Annotated in this window: 17 protein-coding genes and 1 pseudogene; 5 read left to right on the plus strand and 13 right to left on the minus strand. The window is 41.6% G+C overall.

The window, feature by feature from the left end:
* Positions 1–458 precede the first annotated feature (458 nt).
* Positions 459–653: a hypothetical protein gene (locus V7K69_RS07335; protein WP_335032780.1), complete on the plus strand. Its 195-nt coding sequence runs from the start codon at positions 459–461 to the stop codon at positions 651–653.
* Positions 654–692: 39 nt separating this feature from the next.
* Here V7K69_RS07335 and V7K69_RS07340 read toward each other — a convergent pair whose 3' ends face one another.
* The 13 genes from V7K69_RS07340 to ssuD form a co-directional block, all read right to left on the minus strand.
* Positions 693–1,505, minus strand: a complete 813-nt coding sequence (locus V7K69_RS07340; protein ID WP_335032782.1) for an SDR family oxidoreductase — start codon at positions 1,503–1,505, stop codon at positions 693–695.
* 114 nt (positions 1,506–1,619) lie between these two features.
* Positions 1,620–3,830, minus strand: a complete 2,211-nt coding sequence (locus V7K69_RS07345) for a family 1 glycosylhydrolase (protein WP_335032784.1) — start codon at positions 3,828–3,830, stop codon at positions 1,620–1,622.
* 279 nt (positions 3,831–4,109) lie between these two features.
* A complete protein-coding gene (locus V7K69_RS07350) occupies positions 4,110–5,651 on the minus strand; it encodes a patatin-like phospholipase family protein (protein ID WP_335032786.1) in 1,542 nt (513 codons plus the stop codon).
* Positions 5,632–6,051 carry a hypothetical protein gene (locus V7K69_RS07355; protein WP_335032788.1) on the minus strand — a complete coding sequence of 140 codons (420 nt, stop codon included), beginning with the start codon at positions 6,049–6,051 and terminating at the stop codon, positions 5,632–5,634. The genes V7K69_RS07350 and V7K69_RS07355 overlap by 20 nt, the downstream gene beginning before the upstream one ends.
* A gap of 154 nt (positions 6,052–6,205) precedes the next feature.
* Positions 6,206–7,123, minus strand: coding sequence for an acetoacetate decarboxylase family protein (locus tag V7K69_RS07360; protein ID WP_335032790.1), 918 nt, complete (start codon positions 7,121–7,123; stop codon positions 6,206–6,208).
* Between the two features lie 72 nt (positions 7,124–7,195).
* Entirely contained in the window at positions 7,196–8,245 is a 1,050-nt protein-coding gene (locus V7K69_RS07365) for an esterase (protein WP_335032792.1), read from the minus strand.
* A 212-nt stretch (positions 8,246–8,457) separates the two neighbouring features.
* Positions 8,458–10,791, minus strand: coding sequence for a GMC family oxidoreductase (locus V7K69_RS07370; RefSeq protein WP_335032795.1), 2,334 nt, complete (start codon positions 10,789–10,791; stop codon positions 8,458–8,460).
* Positions 10,792–11,808: 1,017 nt separating this feature from the next.
* On the minus strand, positions 11,809–13,155 hold the full coding sequence (locus tag V7K69_RS07375; protein WP_335032797.1) for an NAD(P)/FAD-dependent oxidoreductase: 1,347 nt from the start codon (positions 13,153–13,155) through the stop codon (positions 11,809–11,811).
* Between the two features lie 481 nt (positions 13,156–13,636).
* Positions 13,637–14,587 (minus strand): D-2-hydroxyacid dehydrogenase, encoded by a 951-nt coding sequence (locus V7K69_RS07380; protein ID WP_335032799.1) that lies wholly within the window; start codon positions 14,585–14,587, stop codon positions 13,637–13,639.
* Positions 14,588–14,647: 60 nt separating this feature from the next.
* On the minus strand, positions 14,648–14,941 hold the full coding sequence (locus V7K69_RS07385) for a hypothetical protein (RefSeq protein ID WP_335032801.1): 294 nt from the start codon (positions 14,939–14,941) through the stop codon (positions 14,648–14,650).
* A gap of 336 nt (positions 14,942–15,277) precedes the next feature.
* Positions 15,278–16,048, minus strand: coding sequence for an ATP-binding cassette domain-containing protein (locus V7K69_RS07390; RefSeq protein ID WP_335032803.1), 771 nt, complete (start codon positions 16,046–16,048; stop codon positions 15,278–15,280).
* A 117-nt stretch (positions 16,049–16,165) separates the two neighbouring features.
* Positions 16,166–16,993: an aliphatic sulfonate ABC transporter permease SsuC gene (gene ssuC / locus V7K69_RS07395; protein ID WP_174708954.1), complete on the minus strand. Its 828-nt coding sequence runs from the start codon at positions 16,991–16,993 to the stop codon at positions 16,166–16,168.
* A gap of 86 nt (positions 16,994–17,079) precedes the next feature.
* Positions 17,080–18,228 (minus strand): FMNH2-dependent alkanesulfonate monooxygenase, encoded by a 1,149-nt coding sequence (ssuD, locus tag V7K69_RS07400; protein ID WP_335032809.1) that lies wholly within the window; start codon positions 18,226–18,228, stop codon positions 17,080–17,082.
* A gap of 511 nt (positions 18,229–18,739) precedes the next feature.
* Between ssuD and V7K69_RS07405 the strand changes: the two genes are divergently transcribed.
* From V7K69_RS07405 to V7K69_RS07415, 4 genes and pseudogenes are all read left to right on the plus strand, one after another.
* Positions 18,740–18,991 (plus strand): hypothetical protein, encoded by a 252-nt coding sequence (locus V7K69_RS07405; protein ID WP_335032811.1) that lies wholly within the window; start codon positions 18,740–18,742, stop codon positions 18,989–18,991.
* 42 nt (positions 18,992–19,033) lie between these two features.
* Positions 19,034–19,393, plus strand: coding sequence for a helix-turn-helix domain-containing protein (locus tag V7K69_RS07410; protein ID WP_335032813.1), 360 nt, complete (start codon positions 19,034–19,036; stop codon positions 19,391–19,393).
* A 94-nt stretch (positions 19,394–19,487) separates the two neighbouring features.
* A pseudogene (locus V7K69_RS32910) lies at positions 19,488–19,820 on the plus strand (IS630 family transposase); the annotation flags it as partial.
* A 17-nt stretch (positions 19,821–19,837) separates the two neighbouring features.
* Complete coding sequence (locus tag V7K69_RS07415) at positions 19,838–20,197, plus strand: hypothetical protein (protein WP_335032815.1); 360 nt, start codon at positions 19,838–19,840, stop codon at positions 20,195–20,197.
* Positions 20,198–20,281: the final 84 nt, after the last annotated feature.

Below are 20,281 nucleotides of genomic sequence, written 5' to 3' on the forward strand. Positions count from 1 at the left end.
GAACAAAGCATCTAAACTAAACATAGGACAGGCTGCTGGATTTGTTGTTATTTTCAGCTTACTACCTGTCCTTTTCCTTATCCCGAACTCAGGTTAATTAACCCGACAAATACGGCTAATAATTGGGGTTGTAGCACTTTTTTGAGAATCACTATTTCAGGAAGAGATAGTGCTGTTACCAATACTTTTCGGTTAAACCCAATAATCTCTCTTTTGGTCTGGGGAAAGGTTAAAGGGTAATGGGGAAAGGGAAATTCAAACCTTTTCCCTTTCCCCTTTCCCCTTTCCCCCTTAACCGAAAAGTATTCCTTTATTGACCAAAGCTTCAGTAATTGGCATTACACGTTATTTTAATTTATCGAGTTTGTTTTCTCTATTATGCAGCTTCATATTAAATTGGTATAAAGTGCTAAATCTGAAACAGAAAAACATGGTAGAGCCTGTTAGAAACCTATTATGTGTACTTTTACATTCAAGTAGGGCAAAGTATGATTGCTTTGAGATATTTTGCATTCTTTGTACTACTATTAGCTGGACTACTATCAGCAATTAAGCAAATGAGTCTTGCTTTGGATGAAGGAAATCTTGAGCAGTTCACTCTTTGGACAGGTATTGCCTCTATCATTGCAGGTTTACCAACTATATTGTGGTAAAGCTCAGGTAAGTACTTAGTTTTTTTCAACTAGGCATATTTATACTTTATAAATACGTTTGATGATGGAGAAAAACCAATAATCGGGCAACAATTTACGTAGCATGAGCAAAATGGGCGCAGGTTGACCAACGGGATAGCGCATTTTATAACTACGATCAATGGCTGCTTTAAATATTGCCTGAGCAACTAATTCTGGAGGCTCTCCTTTTCTTCCCGCTTCTTGGGATACCCTTTGTGCAGTATCTACTAATGGTTGATACATGGGCAAATCATCACGCACGATCGCTCGATTATTTTCGTAAAATTCAGTTTTAATCACACCTGGTTCAACAATTTTAATTTTGATATTAAATGGTTCTAATTCATATTGCAAAGCTTCACTAAACCCTTCTACCGCCCATTTTGAACTGTGATAAATACTATACAAGGGGAAAGTAATTCGTCCTCCCATACTGGCAATTTGAATAATAGTGCCACCGCCTTGTTGACGCAGATGGGGAATGATCGCTTGTGTGATTCGCATCAACCCAAAAACGTTAGTATTGAATTGTTTAGTGATTATTTCATCAGTCATGGCTTCAAATACACCATCTACACCATAACCAGCGTTATTTACTAAAACATCAATTTGACCAAAATCTTGGATGGCAGAAGCGATCGCAGTTTGAATACTGTTATTATCTGTAACATCTAAAAAATATACTTTGATGTTAGGAAATTCACGGAAATTTTGGTCTTGGCTGGGGTTTCGCATCGTGGCTGCAACGTTCCAGCCTTGTTGCGCGAAGTATATGGCGGTGAATTTCCCAATTCCACTGGATGTTCCGGTGATGAAAACTGTTTTGGGCATGGGTATTAAGGGTAGGGTGTTGACTTTGATGAGAGCAAATTAAATGAGTAATGAGTAAATATCCATTACTCATTACTTAAAGAACGCGAAAAATAACTTTTCCCACTGCAAATTTTACTCAAGCCCGCTGTTTTGTTTGATGATATCGCGGTATAAGTTAGCGGCTGGGGTTGGTTGGCGTTTGAGTTCTGGGTCTGTATCTAGGTCAATGTGATATAGCCCAAAATCGCTATCTGGGCCAAATTTCAGACCCCACTCGCGATTGGAGGTGATGCACCAGGAGACGTAACCGATGACGTTTATCCCGTCTTGACGAGCGCGTTGCACTTGTTGGAGATGCTGGCGAATGTAGTCTTCACGCTTGACAACTTTATCGGCTACTTCTACACAGCCATTCTCGATAATCATAATCTCTTTATCGGGGAATAACTGGGCGTGGAATTTGAGCATATCGTAGAGAACACCAGACCAAACTGGCGCATTACTAAAACGTCCAAAAGCAGCATCCATTAATTGTTGAATGCGGTTGAGTCGGAGATTGCTAATCCCCCAGTAATAGTCAAAACCAACAAAATCTTGTTGACCTACACATTCTTGAGGACAGAGGAATGTAGGTAATTTTCCAGCCATACCTAAGTGCCACCAGTTACTTGTTAGTGATGTGGAAAGTACGCTGAAAATCTTGAAAATTGGGTCAAAGATGCGGGTGAGCGATCGCAGTACGGGTAAGCGTTGTTGGGTGGAAACGGCAACAAATTTCACTTTGCTGGGATTGCCGAAGATTTGCTTGGCGATTAAACGCGCTAAATCAATCTCTAAGCCGCTAAATTCTCCGGTTTTGGGGTCGCGGTAGCTAAACCCAGGTACGTTTTCTTTGACTGCGACAACTAAATAACCACGGTCTTGAATGCGTCGCAATGGTGTACCAGGTTGAGGCTGTCCGATAGTTGGACTAGAAGATCCGCCTGTGGTGATGTCAGCTAGGGTTGAACGTCTGCCGATTTTCGGTACAGGTGGGACGGGTTGATTGGGGAAGTAATGACTATAGCTAGCTTGCCAAGCCCCGGATTCTTTAAACTGTCGCACTACTGTATCTACAATATTCAATAGGGCGCGATCGCCTTTAACTACAGCTGCGCCATAGTTCTCTACTGTCAGCCCTGCACCATTTTTACCCACCAGTCGATATTCCCCTGGTTGTTGTGTCATCATACCCAAGAGAATTGTGTCATCTGCAAGAATGGCACTCACTTGTTCATAATCCAAGGCTTGCAAGGCATCAGCGTAATCTTCTACTACTTTGACTTCAACTCTGGGTAACAGGTATTCTATGGTAGATTCCGCCGTCGAACTTTTGACAACTGCTACTGTTTTCTGAGCCAGATTTTCTGGTTGCTGAATGGGACTGCTGGCTTTGACTAAGAGAAATTGTCCCGCCTGATAATAAGTTTCTGAAAACGCTACTTGCTGTTGTCGCTCGGCGGTAATAGTCAAATTAGCAATGACAACATCAACTTTTCCCTTTTCCAACAAACTGCGCTCAGTAAAACGTTTACCCTGAGAAATCATATCTTCGGGACGACGCAGATTAGTAACATTGCGATCCACCAATTTCTGCAACCATAGAGGCAGACCCAATAACATGGGGTTTGCTCCCACTTGAGCATCTGGGTTGTACTCTTTGAGAATATTTCTGGCGCGTGTATGGGAGACAAACAAATTCCGCATAAGTTTCTGCACGGCGGTCATTTGATCGGCAATAGTTGCACCGCGCTCCAAACCTGGGGGCATAAAATAGGCTCTTTCCCACCAAGGTTTGATGTAACCGTAAATTAATTGACTAGGTTCGTTAAAGCTAATCCAATAACGTGCCAAATGACCCAAACGCTTGGCGACTTCTGTGGCGTAGTTAGCAAAAATAGCTGGAAATTCTGGCGCAGTTAAACCCCCCCGTGCTTCTACATGGATGGGATGGGTGAAGTGATGCAGAGTTACAATTGGTTCTAAACCATGCGATCTGATAGTTTCAATCACTTGGCGATAATGTTCAAAAGCTTCTTCACTGAACTTACCGGGTTCAGGTTCTACCCGTGACCAAGCGATCGAAAACCGGAAAGATTTGCAACCAAGGGACTGAGCTAAGGCAATATCTTCAGCGTAGCGATGCCAAAAGTCAGTAGCTCGACCCCTGACCGTAATACCGCGACGACGTTCCCATACATCCCGAATATCTTCAAACTGGGAATCGTAAGCTTCACACTGATGGTCAGCAGTTGCAACACCGAATAAGAATGATGAGGGTAAAGGCGTAAGGCGATCGCTCATGTTAATTTCTCCTGAAAAGTTGTGATAGAAGGCAGAAGGCGGGATGGGGAGTGTGGGGAGAGGGGGAAGTGTGGGGAGTGTGGGGAGAGGGGGAAGTGTGGGGAGTGTAGGGAGAGGGGGAAGTGTGGGGAGTGTAGGGAGAGGGGAGTGTGGGGAGCCAGATTTCTTCCCCATCCTCCCACACCTCCCACACCTCCCACACCTCCCTCAGACAAAGGTTTCAGGTTTTCTTAGTGCCATTCCCTTTATACTCCACTCAGCAGAGGTTTAATTTGGAATTTACGGTTGGTAAGTTTCCCAAATATTGCCCCAGAAAAAACTACCAAACTCTGCCAATAATGTAGCTTTCTCTGTCAGTGACTTGGCGTTAATGATTCGCCACCCAGAAACGCACTTGGCTATGTCACCCACATCCAAGGTTAAAATTCCTGCACCGATAATCGGACTGTTTTTATCTGTACCTTGATGTAGGTAAGTATAGATAGTTGTCATGTCTTGCCACAAATCAAATCCTGGATCGTTATGCAGTTCTTTCTTGCCTACTAAGTAGTAATCTTGATTACCATGTTCAAAAGCAAGTTCATAAGTAATGTATTTAGATCCGGGATTATGGTCATGAGAAAACAGGTTAAACACGCCTCTTTTAAGGGGAATGTGTTCGCCAAAATCTGCAAAACTAATATTACCAGCAATACTAGCAGTGTAAGTGATATCACTTAAAAAACGTTTTAAGTCATAAATGTTAATTGTTAGTTGCAATGAGAGTGAGGAATTGTGCGCTTTGCCTTTTGCTGCACCCTGGATCGGGTCAGTCTCATTTAAAACAAACCCACCCGCCATCCTTTCGCGGAAAGTCATTCCTGGCAAATTATTGTGCATTCGGGTCACGTCTGGCTGGAAGGGCAATCCTGCGGGTGACATGGTTTGCAAATATTGTTTAGCATCGGCGTAACCCATATCAACTAAAGTTGCACCATCAATGTTTTCCAAGTAGTAATCAGGATCAAGAGGTAAAGGATAAGCGGGTTTGATCAGGTGGAGTTTGATCGGTTGGGTATGTCCGTAGACTGTCTCCCCTTGCAAAATTCTTTGGTTGATTTCATTGATGCGATCGCACTCTTCAAAAAATGCCCCGTTCGCACTCAGTTCCATCATGTGGACATATTGATTAAAAATTCCCGTTTGATATTCGCTACTATTGCCAATGCACCACAATACCCAAAGTTCATCTGCACCCCGGCGCACCGCTTCCATGAGATTAACATCTTTAATCCACACGGAATCCATGTAGAGATAATCACCTTTTTGTACAGGCGGCATCAAGATAGGAAGAGAAATCCCTGCAACCAATAAATCTAAATCTAGGCGATCGTGGGGAATGACCTCATTAGTTTTGTGAGTAAAGTTGCAAACATTAAATGTACCTTGCATTCCCTCCGAGGCATTGATTTTGCTGATATCAATTCCCAAGTGGGGAAAAACGCGATCAATAATGCCGTCTGCATCTCCCATAGACAACAAATCCCAGGCTTTGAAGTATTTTTCTAGAGGGATAAAGGAGACAAAATCTTTAACATTCAAAGTCCGCCAGCGATCGCACATCTCAATCGGCGATAGTCCAGATAGCAGCATTGCTAAATTCATCGTACCGCCCGAAGTACCATCCGCATGATTAAAACATAGTCCTGATTCGAGTAAGGCGCGGATAGCTCCAGCTTGGTAAGCTACACGCATTCCACCACCAGCTAAAATCAAGGAACGTTTATTCCCTGAGTATGTTGGTTCAGGAGTGCCATAAGGTTTATGCGGTTGGTTGCTCATAAGTGTATCCTGGTGTGAAAGTACGCAAGCGAAGCAAGTACCAGAAAATTAATACTCCTGATAACAGGTCAAAACCAGCAATTAGCAGCGCGAATGGGGAAAAAATTAGCTTGATAACAGCCAAACAAACGGCTATTGAAGCACCAAATTTTTGTAATCCTGCCCAAATTAAGACAATAGGTTGGGGTTGTAGGCTGATTAATGCTTGTAACAGTGCGCCGTTAAACAGCAGCATAAACATACCGATGATGGCAAAAAAATGCTGGCTAGTCGGGGTTACTTCTGCTGAGACAATGTAGAGTACTAAACTAGGCAAAACCATTTGCAACAATCCACTCACAATGGTGAAAATGGCAATGCCAATTAATGATAAGCGGAGTATTTTACCGTTATTCATCATATTTTTGATTAATTTTTAATTGGTACTACATACGAATGGCACGCTTGTTAATCGCAAAGCCCTGATGGGGGAAGTGTGGGGAGTGTGGGGGGTAAGACTTCTTCCCCATCCTCCCACACCTCCCACACCTCCCACACCATGCCCTGAGGAGGTTTCAGCTTTTCTTAGTGCCATTCGGTACTACATACATCTCGGCTTGATCATCCTTGGGCAAAGCCTTTGGCGCTGGTAGCCATTCTTGACCCAAACCTAAATTAACTACACTTTCTAAACCTTCTGGTTGTTGTGTGGGGGGTGTGTCGTAGCCAAGAAACCAACTCTCCAAATGGTCATCTAGCATACCTGTGATTTCCGGGAAAAAGCCTGTAAATATAGGTTCGGGGCTAATTTCTAGGTGTTTTAGTGATTGGATACGGGGATGATCGCCGATGGTAAGTTTGGCTGAACCCGGTTTGAACAGCGAAAATCCCAATTTCCCTTGAAAGTAAATCACGGATTTCATCAACATCCCGCGAAATGCACAGTAGTTTGCTGCACCCATTTTCAGGGGAAACCAAGCTTTGTTGGGTTTGGCAACCTCAATTTTCATCACTAGTTGCCCATCTAAATCATATTGACTGCTGACGGTGCGATCGCCAATCACAAAGTCCAAGTTAGCTTGATGTTTGGGCATTCCCCAAATTCCTTTACCACCTTTGACGGAAATTTCAGTACTGACAGGTAAATCAAGCACATACTGCCCAGTACCGTACTGTTGCATCAATAAAGCTGGTAGTAGTGGTGGGGCTGGTTTTGCGCCATGAGTGCAGGCGATCGCAATACTAAATTCGATGTATTTACCAATGTCAGTAATCTGATAATTAATCACCGTGATCACTAACAACCCCTGATTATTCCATAGTCGCAGAGGATGTACTTCTTTAGCTAGAATCAATTCTTTAGCGCGATCGGCGTTAATCGGAAATACCGCCATCAATGCTGGTGTATGTTCAGAATTAACGGGTAACTGAAAAGGTATGCCATCAACTAAGGCATAAAGTCCTGTTTGTTCTTTTAAACGTTGAGGTATCATATTTTTTCACACATAATTAAATTTATTGAGCAAGAGAGGTAACAGATGTCTAGAGAATAAAATCTGTACTTCTCAAACAGTCTTTTCTAATTCTGCAAGCATTAACGGAAACACATCTTTGGCTGCATCTTTACCCATAAATATGTCTAAATGACTGTAGTTATCCAGAACGTGTAAAGCATGGTAATTAGGACGCAGAGAGTCAAAATATTTAAAAGTTTCTATCTGACTTTGTGGGAGAAAACAACGGTTAACCTGCCCAGCGAAAAATGCAATCCGGGCATCGGTTTTTGGTGGTTGGGCAATAAAATCTTTTGGTAAATTGGGGAAGTTATCAACAGAAATTAGATGTCCATGATTGATGCACTGAGACATTTGTGCGAAAAAACTGAGCGGCACATAGGCGAATTCCTGCTTTAGCCATTCGTGGGTGGCTTCGTTGAGGTTGGCGTGTTCCCACAATGCCGGGAAGCCAGTCCCATAAGTAAAGCTAACTTGTTTGCAGACTGAATTATTACATTCATGATGTGTAAGACCCACGAACAGAGAGATGATTTTTGCAGCTAGACTTGGTGAATCTATTTGCCATTGTGGGTTTAAATGATCGGTGAGTAAATTGACTGCTGGTACTGCAAAATTGATTTTGAAAGATGACCATGAGGGTACAATTGGATGCAGTGAAACGGCATTGCTAATAATAGTTTTGACTTGTGGGACTAAGCCAGCCACCACAGACATCATGAAACTAGTAGATCCCTGACAATGGATGATAGCTTTGATTTCTTCATAACCCGTTTCTTCGACAATAGTTTTCACTGCTTGTGGATGGTCATTCACTGCGGCTCGGTCAAGTGTCCAATGATTACGATTTAGGTCAATACTGGCACGCCAGTTTTCTAACCATACGTCATAACCATGAGCAACTAAGTAATTAACTATATTAGTATCCACAGGAGCGCGAAAGATATTTGCTCTGACTCCTGCACCATGCGCTAGTAATACAGGCGATTTAGAAGGAGGATTTTCACCTCTAACGTTAATTAAGTTGCATTTAAAGCCATCTTTGCTAGTAAAAGGTACTATTCTTTCTCGTAAAGATTGAGTATATGTTGTAGTGTTCATTTTGATAGATTTGTTAATCGATTAGGGCATTGGGCATTACCTCCTGCCCTCTGCCTCATAGCTCCCAATACGGTTCGGATAAGCATTTTTCACTTTCATTGTGGTCTGGGAAAAGGGTAAGGGATAAAGGGGAAAGAATGTATTCAAAACCTTTTCCCTTTCCCCTTTCCCCTTTAACCGAACCGTATTGTCATACCTCCCGCCTCCTAAAGTTAAATGTAGACTTCCGCTAAAGTGCCGGCAAAGAAACGACTGAATCTATCTATTGCTTTTAGACGTTCCCCAATAGTATCTGCGTTGGTAACTTTCATCGTGGTCATTTGTTTGATGAAGTCCATCGGCTGAATTTTGAGAATACCTTGACCAACGATAGGATGATTTTCACTGTCGCCCTCATAAACGGTGATGAATAGTGTGGTGGTGTCAGACCAAACATCAAATCCTGGGTCATCATGAATTTGCTTAAAGCCTTTCAAGTAATAACTTTGTCCTGATTGCGTCATCATCTGTAAGCGATAAATCATTTGTCTGGTGTTTTGTTGGTCTTGTTGGACAACAAACAAATTAAAATCGCTATTGGTGACGGTTAGTGCTTCTGGTGATAAAACGGGGGCTTTAACTATACCAACTATTTTCCCTAGGTGTTCGGGGTCGTTGAGTAGTTTGTCTAAGTCATCGGCAATTACTGTAACGGTGAACTCTAGAGGTGAGTTGTCTTGTTTGCCTTGCCAGAATGCAGACTGATAGTTGTCGTCTTTGACTGCGGTAGAAAAGTAGCCGCGCATGGTCTCGGTGAATTGAATGCCGACTGTGGTAGAATGGGTAGTCTCAGCGTTGACTATGGGTTGAGTAGCCAAATCATAATTAATCGTCCAACCCCGGTCTTTAGCAATCAGGCTACAGCAGCGTTCCGCTAGAGCAGAGATTGTCAGTAGTGGATTTACACCTAATGTCCGAGGAACGATTGAACCATCAGCAACATATAAGTTTTCGTAGACGTTTGTTCCTTGGTTGCTAGCAAATACTTGTCCCTTATGGTTGACAACACCGTGTTCAGCATCCTCCGCTAAGATACAGCCTCCTAGTGGATGGACTGTAACTAAGTCATGACCAAAGGCATCAGACCAAATGGGATTAGGAATTTGTGTACCGCCAAGGGGTTCGGTGGCTTCTGTAAGACGATTATTGACTCGTTGAAAAATGGGTTGGCTTCCTACATCTTGCCATTTAATGCGGAGACGGTCATTTTCTAAGTACATCTGTCCGGCTGCATCATCATGGGTCATGACTAAGTAGGTTTGGGTGTTGCGGACTGCACCAGTGTAAGCACCATGAGTCAAACTCTCAACTTCGCGGATTTTTTCTTCGATGCGATCGCCTAAACCAGAGTCGGTGTCTTTACCTAAAATTTTGGCAGCCGCCGCAAGGGTTTGGGGTAATATAGCAGCCAGACCTCCAGGAATTGAGCCTTCTTCAATTACTAGTCCGTTATCTAATTGGGGCTGTTCTCGCATATCTATGATACCGGTGATACATGGCCCTACTGGTTCTTGGGCATTCTCCGGGCGATCGCCAAAACCAATACCGTTAATTACTTGCTCGGTGTTATAGCCAAAAGCTAGGACATCACCATTCCCTGTAAAATTATGTCCCAGTTTCTCAGATACAGCTAAACCAGCAGCTTGAGAACGCAGCAAAATTTCTGTAGATCCCAATGTCCCAGCCGCCAGAATTACAATATCAGCACTGACGAACATTGTGGGAGCGTTAAAGTTTTCTTGTCCTGTGTTTAATAATTGGTAATGGACTAGCCAGCGATTCCCCTGACGTTCAACTCGTCGCACGGAAACTTGTGTATAGATTTCTGCACCGTGGTTTTTTGCATCTGGGAGGTAATTCATCAACACGGTGTTTTTGGCTTTATTATTACAGCCAGAAACACAATCACCGCAGAGATTACATTTATTTTGTTCTACACCGACATGATTCACCCCATCTTGAAATGTCACATTGATGGGGGGACGATAGAACTTTTCATTCAAATATTTAGACGATTTTTCTAAAGCTTGTAATTTTGGCAGAGGAGGAAAATTTTCGGGGTAAGGAGTAGGTTTGAGCATTTCCTCTGCACGACGATAACCTGCGGCTAATAAAGTCCCAACATCATCACGCAATTCCTTTGGCCAGCGTGAATCTGCAAATACACGCGGTTCAGCTTGTAATGACACATTGGCGTTAACTAAAGATGTTCCACCTAGTCCACAACCAATAAATACATTAATGTCTTTATTCACATGAAAGTCATACAAAGCTGTGTGCGAACCTAGATGATGTTGTGGCAAATCTATCTGCATTTGTTCCAATGCTTTGGTTTGAGTCTTGGGATATTCACCAGGTTGGAATTCTTTCCCTCGCTCTAAAATACACACTTGCTGTCCGGCTCGTGCTAAACGCGATGCGGCAATACTACCACCGTAACCAGAACCAATAACTACAACTGTATAGTGATTTTTTAAGTTTTCAATCGGGCTGGATAAACGAGTCATTATATTCATCCTTAGCAATTATGGACATGAAAATATACACTCATCTAGATTACAAATGGAGGCAAAAGCTAATCTAATGAGAATTTCTGATGATGCAGTCGGATTTTTAACTACTAGTATTGCAATTCAAAAGCAATCAAAGCTTTTCCAGAAAATTTAAGAAAAATGGTGTCGATAATAATTTGTTGCCTTGTATAAATTGCACTCAAACCTAATCTCTAAACCCTTCACTAAAAGGTAAGGGTAGTAAGAATTAGCCCCTCTATCTCTGTGGAGGAGAGGTTTAGGGAGGGATTATATCAATAAGTTATGTGTGGCTTTAATCAAAACTAAAGCCTGATTAATTTAAATTAGACAACCAATTTAGTTATACGATTCAGTTATCGGAGCTAACTCGGTATTATATGCAGGTTAACAAGAAAGTTAACATTCTTTTACTTAAATTAACCAAGCGAATGATTAAATTAACTCTGAAATTTATACATACTTATAGTATGTACAATTTCAGTCACAGCGTAGCATTGCAGACAATTTTTGGCAATGTTCAATTCGATTTTGTTCACGAGTTAATTTAATAGAACTTATACAAAACTACACACGGTAGGGGCAATTCATGAATTGCCTCTACCTGAGAATCAGGGTCAAGAGGACTTTTCAAACATCCTCTTATAGCAGTTCTCAGTCTTTGTGAAGTACAAGAACCCCAACCCCCTCACCGCGTAAGCGGTAAGGGGGCTATCTATATCAGGCTATCAACGACAACATTGATTTGGTTGATAAATATTTCTACCTCAGAACTTATGTCAGGGTGCTAGTTGAGTAGAAGTAGTTGACAAAACGCATAGTTTTTGAAGAGGCTATGCCAACACCCACGCTTGCCCATAAATTGGGGATTTTCCTTAGCTATAATTTAGCAGACTTCACCAGTTTGGTAGATGTTTGATACTTTCGTTCGCTCCATTATTCACTGCACTACATCTTTGAAGATTCTACCAGTCAACAAATGCTGTGATCAAGTTACAGAGGTGTCCCAGAAGGCTGTTGCACTATATTGTTAACAGTTTTTGGTTCTACAAAAGCTTCTCTACCTGTAATCAATCTAGAGCGACGATTACGAGTGATATAATTCCATGCCCACTGAAATACTACTAGTAATTTAGTGTCAAACTCGATCAAGAAGTAGATGTGAACTAATAGCCAAAATGCCCAAGCAATGAAACCTGTGAGTTTGATTAAGCTTAAATCTACAACAGCTAAATTTTGCCCAATCATTGCCAAACTACCCACATCGTTGTAATGAAATTGTGGCAAAGTCTTACCTTGAAGCCGTCGTCGAATTAGTTTACCTACATACTCTCCTTGTTGTTTAGCTACAGGTGCAACACCAGGTAAAGGTTTAGCATCTTGATGGGAGAAGTTGGCTAAATCTCCAATTACGAAAATGTTGTCATAACCCTCGATAGACAAGTCAGGTTCTACAATTACACGCCCAGAGTAATCGCGCTCTACACCTGTAGTTTCTGCTAAGACTTTCCCCATTGGGGAACCTTGAACACCTGCTGCCCACAAGATAGTTTTTGAGGCAATTTCTGTAAATTGATTGTCTTGCTTGAAAGTAACAATATCACCTTCAATATTTGTCACCCTGGTGTGAGTGTGGAGTTCTACACCTAACTTTTGCAAAGATACTGCTGCTGATGCCGATAACTCTGGAACCATGTGTGGGAGGATGCGAGGGCCCCCTTGTAATAGTAAAATTTTTGTTTCTGAAGTGTCGATGCTGCGGAAATCTTCTTTGAGAGTTTTGTATGCCAACTCAGCGATCGCACCTGCTAACTCTACACCAGTCGGGCCACCCCCCACAATCACAAAACTCAACCAAGCACGACGTTTTTCGGGATCAGTTTCTTTTTCTGCTGCTTCAAATGCGCCAAATATCCGGCGACGCATTTCTATCGCATCTTCCACAGTTTTCAAGCCAGGAGCAACTTCTTCCCAATGATCCTTACCAAAGTAGGAATGATTCGCACCTGTAGCAATAATTAATGTATCATAAGGTACTACTTCATCACCCAAAATAACTTGTTGGGCTTTTGGATCAATTTCACTTACTTCTCCCAACAACACCTTTGTATTCTTGCTTTTCTTAAATACAGATCGCAATGGTGCAGAAATATCAGAAGGTGATAGCGTACCTGTAGCAACTTGATATAAAAGCGGCTGAAATAGGTGAAAGTTACGTTTATCAATGAGAGTAACATTTACATTCGCTGCATTCAAAGCCTTTGCTGCATACAATCCACCAAAGCCACCACCAACAATGACAACCCGATGTGGTGCATTCTTTTCAAGTGAGACTTCCATACGAGATATTTCCTTGTGTTAAGAACTTGTAACTATTCTTAACAAAGATGTAACAGCTTTATGATAGTGGTTGCTGTTTATTTAGAACAATTGAAAAAATACTAAAAGTATCCAAAGTTAGTATCCACTACTTCTACTGGACTGCCTCTCTAGATATCCCTCTTGCGTCATTTTTTGCAGATAATAAAGATGAAGTTCTTGCTACACAAGAGTTTCATGATAAAGCGACGATGATATTTATCATACTAGAAAATAAAGCCACAAACCCAACCCTAGTCTAAGGTTTAAACATTGCTTTTGATTCTTGTGTTTGGAGAGTGACTGAAGAGGTTGGAAGGGGAGCAGGGGGACAAGGGGACAAGGGGACAAGGGGACAAGAGGTGAGAACTTGAAACAAGTCTTTCCCCTTGTCCCCAATTCTCCTTGTCCCCAAGTCCTCTTCCCAATGCCCAATGCCCAATGCCCAATTCCCAATCCCCAATCAATATCCCGCTTTCTTGTCTACCACATTCCGCAAGGGTTGACCGGTTTGATAGCGTTTAAGATTGTCAATAAACAGTTGTGCTATGCGTTCTCTCAGTCGTGGTGATAGGGCTGAACAATGGGGGGTGATAAAGGCGTTTGGCAACGACCACAAAGGACTTTCCGGTGGCAGAGGTTCTGTAGCCACTGTATCTAATCCAGCACCTGCAATCCATCCCTCACTTAGTGCGGTGAATAATGCTGTTTCATCAACGATCGCACCACGAGCAATATTAATTAAGTAAGCAGACTGACGCATAGAGCGCAAGGCGGCTTCATCGATCAAGCCTTTCGTTTCTGGGGTTAGTGGCGTGGCAATTACTACATAGTCGGCTGCTGGTAGGAGCGATCGCCATTCATCAGCACCAACAACCTTGTCAAAATTCGGTAGGGGTTGGGGATGGCGGCGGCTTCCCCAAACTTTAACACCAAAGGCTTTAGCGCGAGATGCGATCGCTTGACCGATATTCCCAGTGCCGAGAATTAATAAAGTCGCGTCTGCTAACTCTTCGAGAAACACTCCTCTTACCCAGGTGTGTTCATCCTGCAAAGTTTGCAATTTTCGCAGATTTTTGGCGTGATAAAGCATGAATGCCAGTACAAATTCCGAAATTGGAATTGCATGAATCCCTGCGCCATTAGTCAGGATAATATCCTTTTGCAAAAAATTTGGCGTAAGGATGTGATTCACACCAGCACTCGGTGACTGTTGCCAACGCAGCCTGGGCGCTGCTGTCAGCACTTTGTCAAGAGTAGAAGTTTTCAGGTAAAATCCGTTGACATAAACTTCTGCATCACTGGCATCACTATCAAGATTACCTTCACTATCCACCTCCACAACATCTATATCAGATGGTAGGTGTGGCTCAATATCAGCAATGAGATGATCGGGTAAAATCAGTTTCACCATTTGCTACTCCCTAATTCCATTTTCGATTTTGGATTGTGTAACCCAATTGGCAACACCTCTTCATTGATATAAGCGATCGGAACTCCATGCACCCCAGCCCCATTTGTAAGGATAATATCTCTTTCCAAATAAGTTGGTGTCAGGATATGGTGCATGATGCCAACGTAGTGCAGGTGCTGCTGCTATTATTTTATGTAGCGTCGGACTTCTGGTTAAAAACCAACTAAAATAAACCTCAGCATCAGTATTATCCCCATATAAATTTCCTTCAACATCTACTGTGACAACCTCTGTATCAGGCGGTAGATGAGGCTCAATGTCAGCAACGAGATCGAGCGGTAAGATCAGTTTCATGGTAGATAACCTCTTTTCTCTTTACAGAAATATCTCTATAAATTGCTTCTGATTTACTAATAAATAAAAGCACTATTTACTAAATTATTTGTAGCAATATCTCTTTATTCTCTCTGTGTTCTCTGCGTCTCTGCGGTTTGCTTTGAAGGAGAATTCAGAATCCAGAGCTTTTTCGGTCAGAATTCCATTAGGTATTCTGACTCTTGACTCCTGTTTGGATAAAAAATTATTTTTCACAAATTAGATAACTATATTAATAACATTGATTCTCGAAGTAGCCTATTTTTACCACAGCTACCTCAAGCATTACATTAATCAACTAACGAAAGCTAAATCTCAACTACTCAACTGCAACAATTGATTATTTGGCTGAGTACTTTCATTGCTCATTACTCGCTGAAGAACTGCTTCTCTGATATTGATAAACACTTCGCTACTTCTATCTCGTGGGCGTGAAAGTTTCACAGGTAGATCGAAAGAAATACGTCCTTCATCAATCACTATCACTCGGTCTGCCAAAGCCACAGCTTCTTCTACATCGTGAGTCACTAAAAATGCAGTAAATCTCCGCTCTCGCCATAAGTTCTCAATCAAACCTTGCATCTCTTGACGAGTTAGAGCATCCAATGCTCCTAAAGGTTCATCTAACAATAACAAACGGGGCTGGCTAACTAATGCCCTTGCCAATGATACCCGTTGCCGTTGTCCACCAGATAAGACATAAGGCCACTCATCAGCTCTATCTTTGAGTCCGACTTTATCGAGTGCCCACAAAGCTTTTTCACGCCAATTACCTTCCAAGCCTAACCCCACATTCTGAACAACGCGCTTCCACGGCAATAAGCGGGGGTCTTGAAACATCATTGTTACAGAGCGGCTGAGTCTACGCAGTGGTTCTCCATCCAGCAGTATTCCACCTGAAGTTGCTTTATCTAATCCTGACACCAGACGCAATAAGGTACTTTTACCACAACCACTACGTCCGACGATAGCGACAAATTCACCTGCTTCAACTTCTAAATTTAGCGAGTTTAAAACAGTTTTCTGACCGAAAGCTTTCGTCAAATCCAAAATACTTAGTTGCGTACCTTGTACATTAGAACTCACTGGCAAAATCTCCTTTTTTTAGAACAATTGGGCTTGAATTATTTGGTGACATATTGAATTTGACCCCCACGGTCAGAATCAATATTTTTTAAGCTTTGATATTGGTTGTTTTGCCATTTATGATTTTTGATAGTTAGGATTCCAAGCCAGGAATTTGGTTTCTAATCCTCTGGCAACAGCATCTGCTAATTTACCCAGCAGTGCATAGATAACAATACTTAAAACCACAACATCAGTTTGCATAAATTCACGGGCATTCATTGCCATATAACCAAGTCCAGAATCTGCTGCGATCGTTTCTGCCACAATTAATGTCAACCACATAATCCCCAAAGAAAAACGGACACCGACGAGAATTGAAGATAAGGCTCCTGGAAAAATAATTTGCCACAGAAGTTGTGGGGTTTTCAATCCATAGACTTTTCCCATTTCAATCAGTCCAGGATCTACACTGCGAATGCCATGAAATGTATTAAGATATAACGGGAAAAATACCCCCATAGACACTAAAAATAATCTCGCTTGATCGCCGATACCAAACCAGAGAATTACCAGGGGAATTAATGCCAGATTAGGGATAGTACGGAGCATTTGCAAGGAACTATCCAATAACTTTTCTGCTATACGGGAAAAGCCATTGAGCAATCCCAAACCGAACCCAATACTACCACCAACTATAAAACCAGATATTGCTCGTCCAGCACTTATTCCTATATGCTGAAAAAGTTCTCCGGTGGAGGCTAGTCTAATGGCTGTAGCGATTACACCACTAGGGGCAGGTAAAATTCTGGTTGAAAGTAAACCAGTTCTGGAAGCAAATTCCCAAAGTACTAGCACTAAAACAGGCACAATCCAGGGAACTATTTTATCGATTTGCGGGTTTTCTAACACCTCGCTCAGGGATATATTATTGTTTCTTTTGGTGTGTTTAAGAGTAATAGTCATGGGATTTTAGATTTTAGATTTCCGCAAAGATGAATCTAGAAGCATCGTCAACATAATTCGTAATTAAAAAGCAAATTACGACTTATTCATGAAGCGCTCGTTAGTTGTTTAGCAAATTTTTCACTGCTAACTATTTCGCTAACAGTACTCAAGACTGGTGGCGTTAGCGGTGCAGTTTCTTTCTGCAAAGGTAAACGTGGAAATAATAATTCAGCTGTACGATATGCCTCTTCTAAATGGGGATATCCAGAGAACACAAAGGTTTCTATGCCCAAATCTTGATATTCCAGCATCCTAGCGGCAACAGTATCGGGATCTCCAACTAGGGCTGTACCAGCACCACCCCGCACTAATCCAATTCCTGTCCACAGGTTGGGGCTAATCTCTAGGGTTTCTCGACTACCACTATGTAGTTGACTCATCCGTCGCTGTCCTTCAGAATCAGAACTAGCTAGGTGTTGTTGAGCTTTTGCGATCGCATCCTCATCAACATACTTAATTAGCTCATTGGCAGCATCCCAAGCCGCAGACTCGGTTTCTCGCACAATTACATGCAAGCGAATCCCAAAGCGGACTGTTCTACCTTGTTCAGCCGCCAGTCGTTTAACCTCAGCAATCTTTTGAGCAATTTGCTGTGGAGGTTCGCCCCAAGTTAGATAAACATCTATATGTTTAGCAGCAACCCGCTTTGCAGCCGCAGATGAGCCACCAAACCACAATGGTGGATAGGGTTTTTGGACTGGCGGGAACAGGAGTTTACCACCTTTGATATCCAGGTAGTTTCCTTTAAAATCGACCGTTTCCCCACTGACGATACCCCGCCAAACGGTAAGAAATTCATCGGTTAAATCATAGCGATCGTCATGACTAAGATGCAAGCCATCTCCAGCGAGTTGCACTGGATCTCCACCTGTCACCACATTAATTAACAATCTTCCTTTAGAAATCCGATCAAATGTTGCTGCCATCCGTGCAGCAGCACCTGGAGAAGTAATTCCTGGACGAATTGCCACGAGAAATTTCATCTGCTTGGTGACAGATATAAAAGCGGCGGCAGTTATCCAAGCATCTTCACAAGAACTCCCTGTGGGTAACAATGCACCCGTGTAGCCTAAACTATCCACAGCTTGAGCAATTTGCTGCAAATAATCAGGTGTGGCAACACGAGAGCCAATATCTGTACCTAAATAGCGTCCGTCATGAGATCCAGTAGGAATAAACCAGAGAATTTGCATGTTTGTCAGAGTAGAAGAGTAATTTATACGGTAGATCGATCGAATTACCGTTGTTTATAGTCAGCATTTTACAGGAAATTATTTAAAAAGCCAGTATAGATTAACGATTCATAAAAAATAACTGCCCACAAAATTTGCTCTTTCGTGAATAATCCTGGTAATCATGACACTTTTGTTGCAACGATGGCTGTCGTCGAGAATACAAGTTTTATCTAGAAGCTTGATATTTATTGTAGAACGACCTTCATTCTCAAAGTCTTCTCCACAAAGTTACTGAGAAGTTTGTGACCTAGCAGTCGAGTCTGAATACACAGATCATATACAAACGTGAATGTTTAAGGGAAAAATCTAGCACCAATTTTATGTATTAATAGATACAAGAATAAAAAGCATCAGCTTAAAAAATAGGTGTTTTAGTTTAGCGAAAACAATCAAACATTTGATTAAGGGACTTCCAGTTAAAAAAATTCCATCCCTGCGGGACGCTTACGCGAACGCGTATCCTGTGCCAATGTCAGAAAAATACTCTCATACTACAAGACAACTAGGTAAACAATTACAGCAATTAGAGCCGAAAGGCAAGCAAATTATTGTAGTTGGCGATACTATTCCGGCAATAGTTCAAATGCAACTTATGTCAAAAGATACAAAAGTTGAGTACAAAAGAACAAACATTCTTACAGACGAGGATATTAAAGCTCAAGAAGAATCTGCTTTAAAACCTAAACTTACATATATATATGTAATACAGCACTTTGTCTAACGGTTTGGTACAGTAGTTGAGAAGATAAAAGTAAAAAATCAGATGAAACCCTACTCAGTAGACCTGCGCTCAAAAATTATTAGCGTTTACGAAGCGGGAAATACATCTATTCGCAAAGTAGCAGAAAGATTCAAGGTAAGTAAAAATACAGTACAAAACCTCGTGAAGCGAAAACGAGAAAAAGGGACGCTAGAGCCAAGTGTAGCGACAGGAGGAAAACTAAGCCAACTATCTGGTTATGAACAACAGATAGAGCAAATGGTAGCAGAACATCTAGACTATACCCTAGCCGAATACTGTGAGTATTGGGAAGAAAAGACAGGGGTAAGGTTAAGTGAGAGTGCAATGTGCAGATTTCTTCAGAAACAGAAGCTCACCCTCAAAAAAAACAGTACGAAGTAGTCAAGCAGGAACAGAAATTACACATTGGGAAAGGCTTTCTTACTGGGAAAGCGTCCGAGATATTGTTGCAGATGACCTAGTTTTTGTAGATGAAATGGGCGTATTACTCGGATTAACGAGAGGAATGGGCAGAAGTAAAAAGGGAGACAGAGTTTATGATGTCAAACCATTTTACCGCGGAAGCAGAGTTACCGTAGTGGGGGCTATTACTAACAAATCAATCCTCTCCCTCAAAACATTAGGGACATCAATGAATGGAGAAGACTTCAAAAAATTTGTGGAACAAGAGCTATTACCGAAATTGTGGAAAGGGGCAGTAGTGGTCATGGATAATCTCAAAGCACATAAAATGAAGGGGATTATTGAAATGATCGAGTCCGTAGGCGCAAGGGTAGTTTATTTATCACCTTATTCACCTGAATTTAACCCCATAGAACATCTCTGGTGGCAACTCAAAGCATTTATCCGCAAGTTTTCACCAAAAAATATTTTGGCAGTAGTACAACTGTTGTCACTAGGAGTTCTCTTATGCTCAAGTCAGCAACTCCAAAACTACTTTTCTCACTGTTGCTACTGTACCAGTTAGTCGCGCAAAGTGCTGTAGTTGTAGAAACTAAAAAAAATAAGTTTATATGTTATTTCCAAGGTTGGAAATCAAAAGTAAATGAAATCAAGAGATTTTTAGGAGAATCAGACGAATATAATCAAGGTTATATTGTATTAAATATGATAGATAAATATACTAATAAGATTGATGTGGAAGCATCTACTTTGTCTAAGAAGCTTGAGGTTTTAAAACTGTAATTAAGTATAATAAAGGGTTGTGACAATTAGCCTAAAGCTGTACTATTTAACTGTCTAAAGTAGCAAATAAATTCACTTATTTTT

The sequence above is a fragment of the Nostoc sp. genome, assembly GCF_036917775.1.
In the GTDB taxonomy this organism is placed as follows: domain Bacteria; phylum Cyanobacteriota; class Cyanobacteriia; order Cyanobacteriales; family Nostocaceae; genus Nostoc.

Bases quoted from the DNA above. Each gene is read 5' to 3' on its own strand.
- V7K69_RS07340 (WP_335032782.1), bottom strand. From the start codon at position 1,505: ATGCCCAAAACAGTTTTCATCACCGGAACATCCAGTGGAATTGGGAAA.
- V7K69_RS07345 (WP_335032784.1), bottom strand. From the start codon at position 3,830: ATGAGCGATCGCCTTACGCCTTTACCCTCATCATTCTTATTCGGTGTT.
- V7K69_RS07350 (WP_335032786.1), bottom strand. From the start codon at position 5,651: ATGAGCAACCAACCGCATAAACCTTATGGCACTCCTGAACCAACATAC.
- V7K69_RS07355 (WP_335032788.1), bottom strand. From the start codon at position 6,051: ATGATGAATAACGGTAAAATACTCCGCTTATCATTAATTGGCATTGCC.
- V7K69_RS07360 (WP_335032790.1), bottom strand. From the start codon at position 7,123: ATGATACCTCAACGTTTAAAAGAACAAACAGGACTTTATGCCTTAGTT.
- V7K69_RS07365 (WP_335032792.1), bottom strand. From the start codon at position 8,245: ATGAACACTACAACATATACTCAATCTTTACGAGAAAGAATAGTACCT.
- V7K69_RS07370 (WP_335032795.1), bottom strand. From the start codon at position 10,791: ATGACTCGTTTATCCAGCCCGATTGAAAACTTAAAAAATCACTATACA.
- V7K69_RS07375 (WP_335032797.1), bottom strand. From the start codon at position 13,155: ATGGAAGTCTCACTTGAAAAGAATGCACCACATCGGGTTGTCATTGTT.
- V7K69_RS07380 (WP_335032799.1), bottom strand. From the start codon at position 14,587: ATGGTGAAACTGATTTTACCCGATCATCTCATTGCTGATATTGAGCCA.
- V7K69_RS07385 (WP_335032801.1), bottom strand. From the start codon at position 14,941: ATGAAACTGATCTTACCGCTCGATCTCGTTGCTGACATTGAGCCTCAT.
- ssuC (WP_174708954.1), bottom strand. From the start codon at position 16,993: ATGACTATTACTCTTAAACACACCAAAAGAAACAATAATATATCCCTG.
- ssuD (WP_335032809.1), bottom strand. From the start codon at position 18,228: ATGCAAATTCTCTGGTTTATTCCTACTGGATCTCATGACGGACGCTAT.
- V7K69_RS07405 (WP_335032811.1), top strand. From the start codon at position 18,740: ATGTCAGAAAAATACTCTCATACTACAAGACAACTAGGTAAACAATTA.
- V7K69_RS07410 (WP_335032813.1), top strand. From the start codon at position 19,034: ATGAAACCCTACTCAGTAGACCTGCGCTCAAAAATTATTAGCGTTTAC.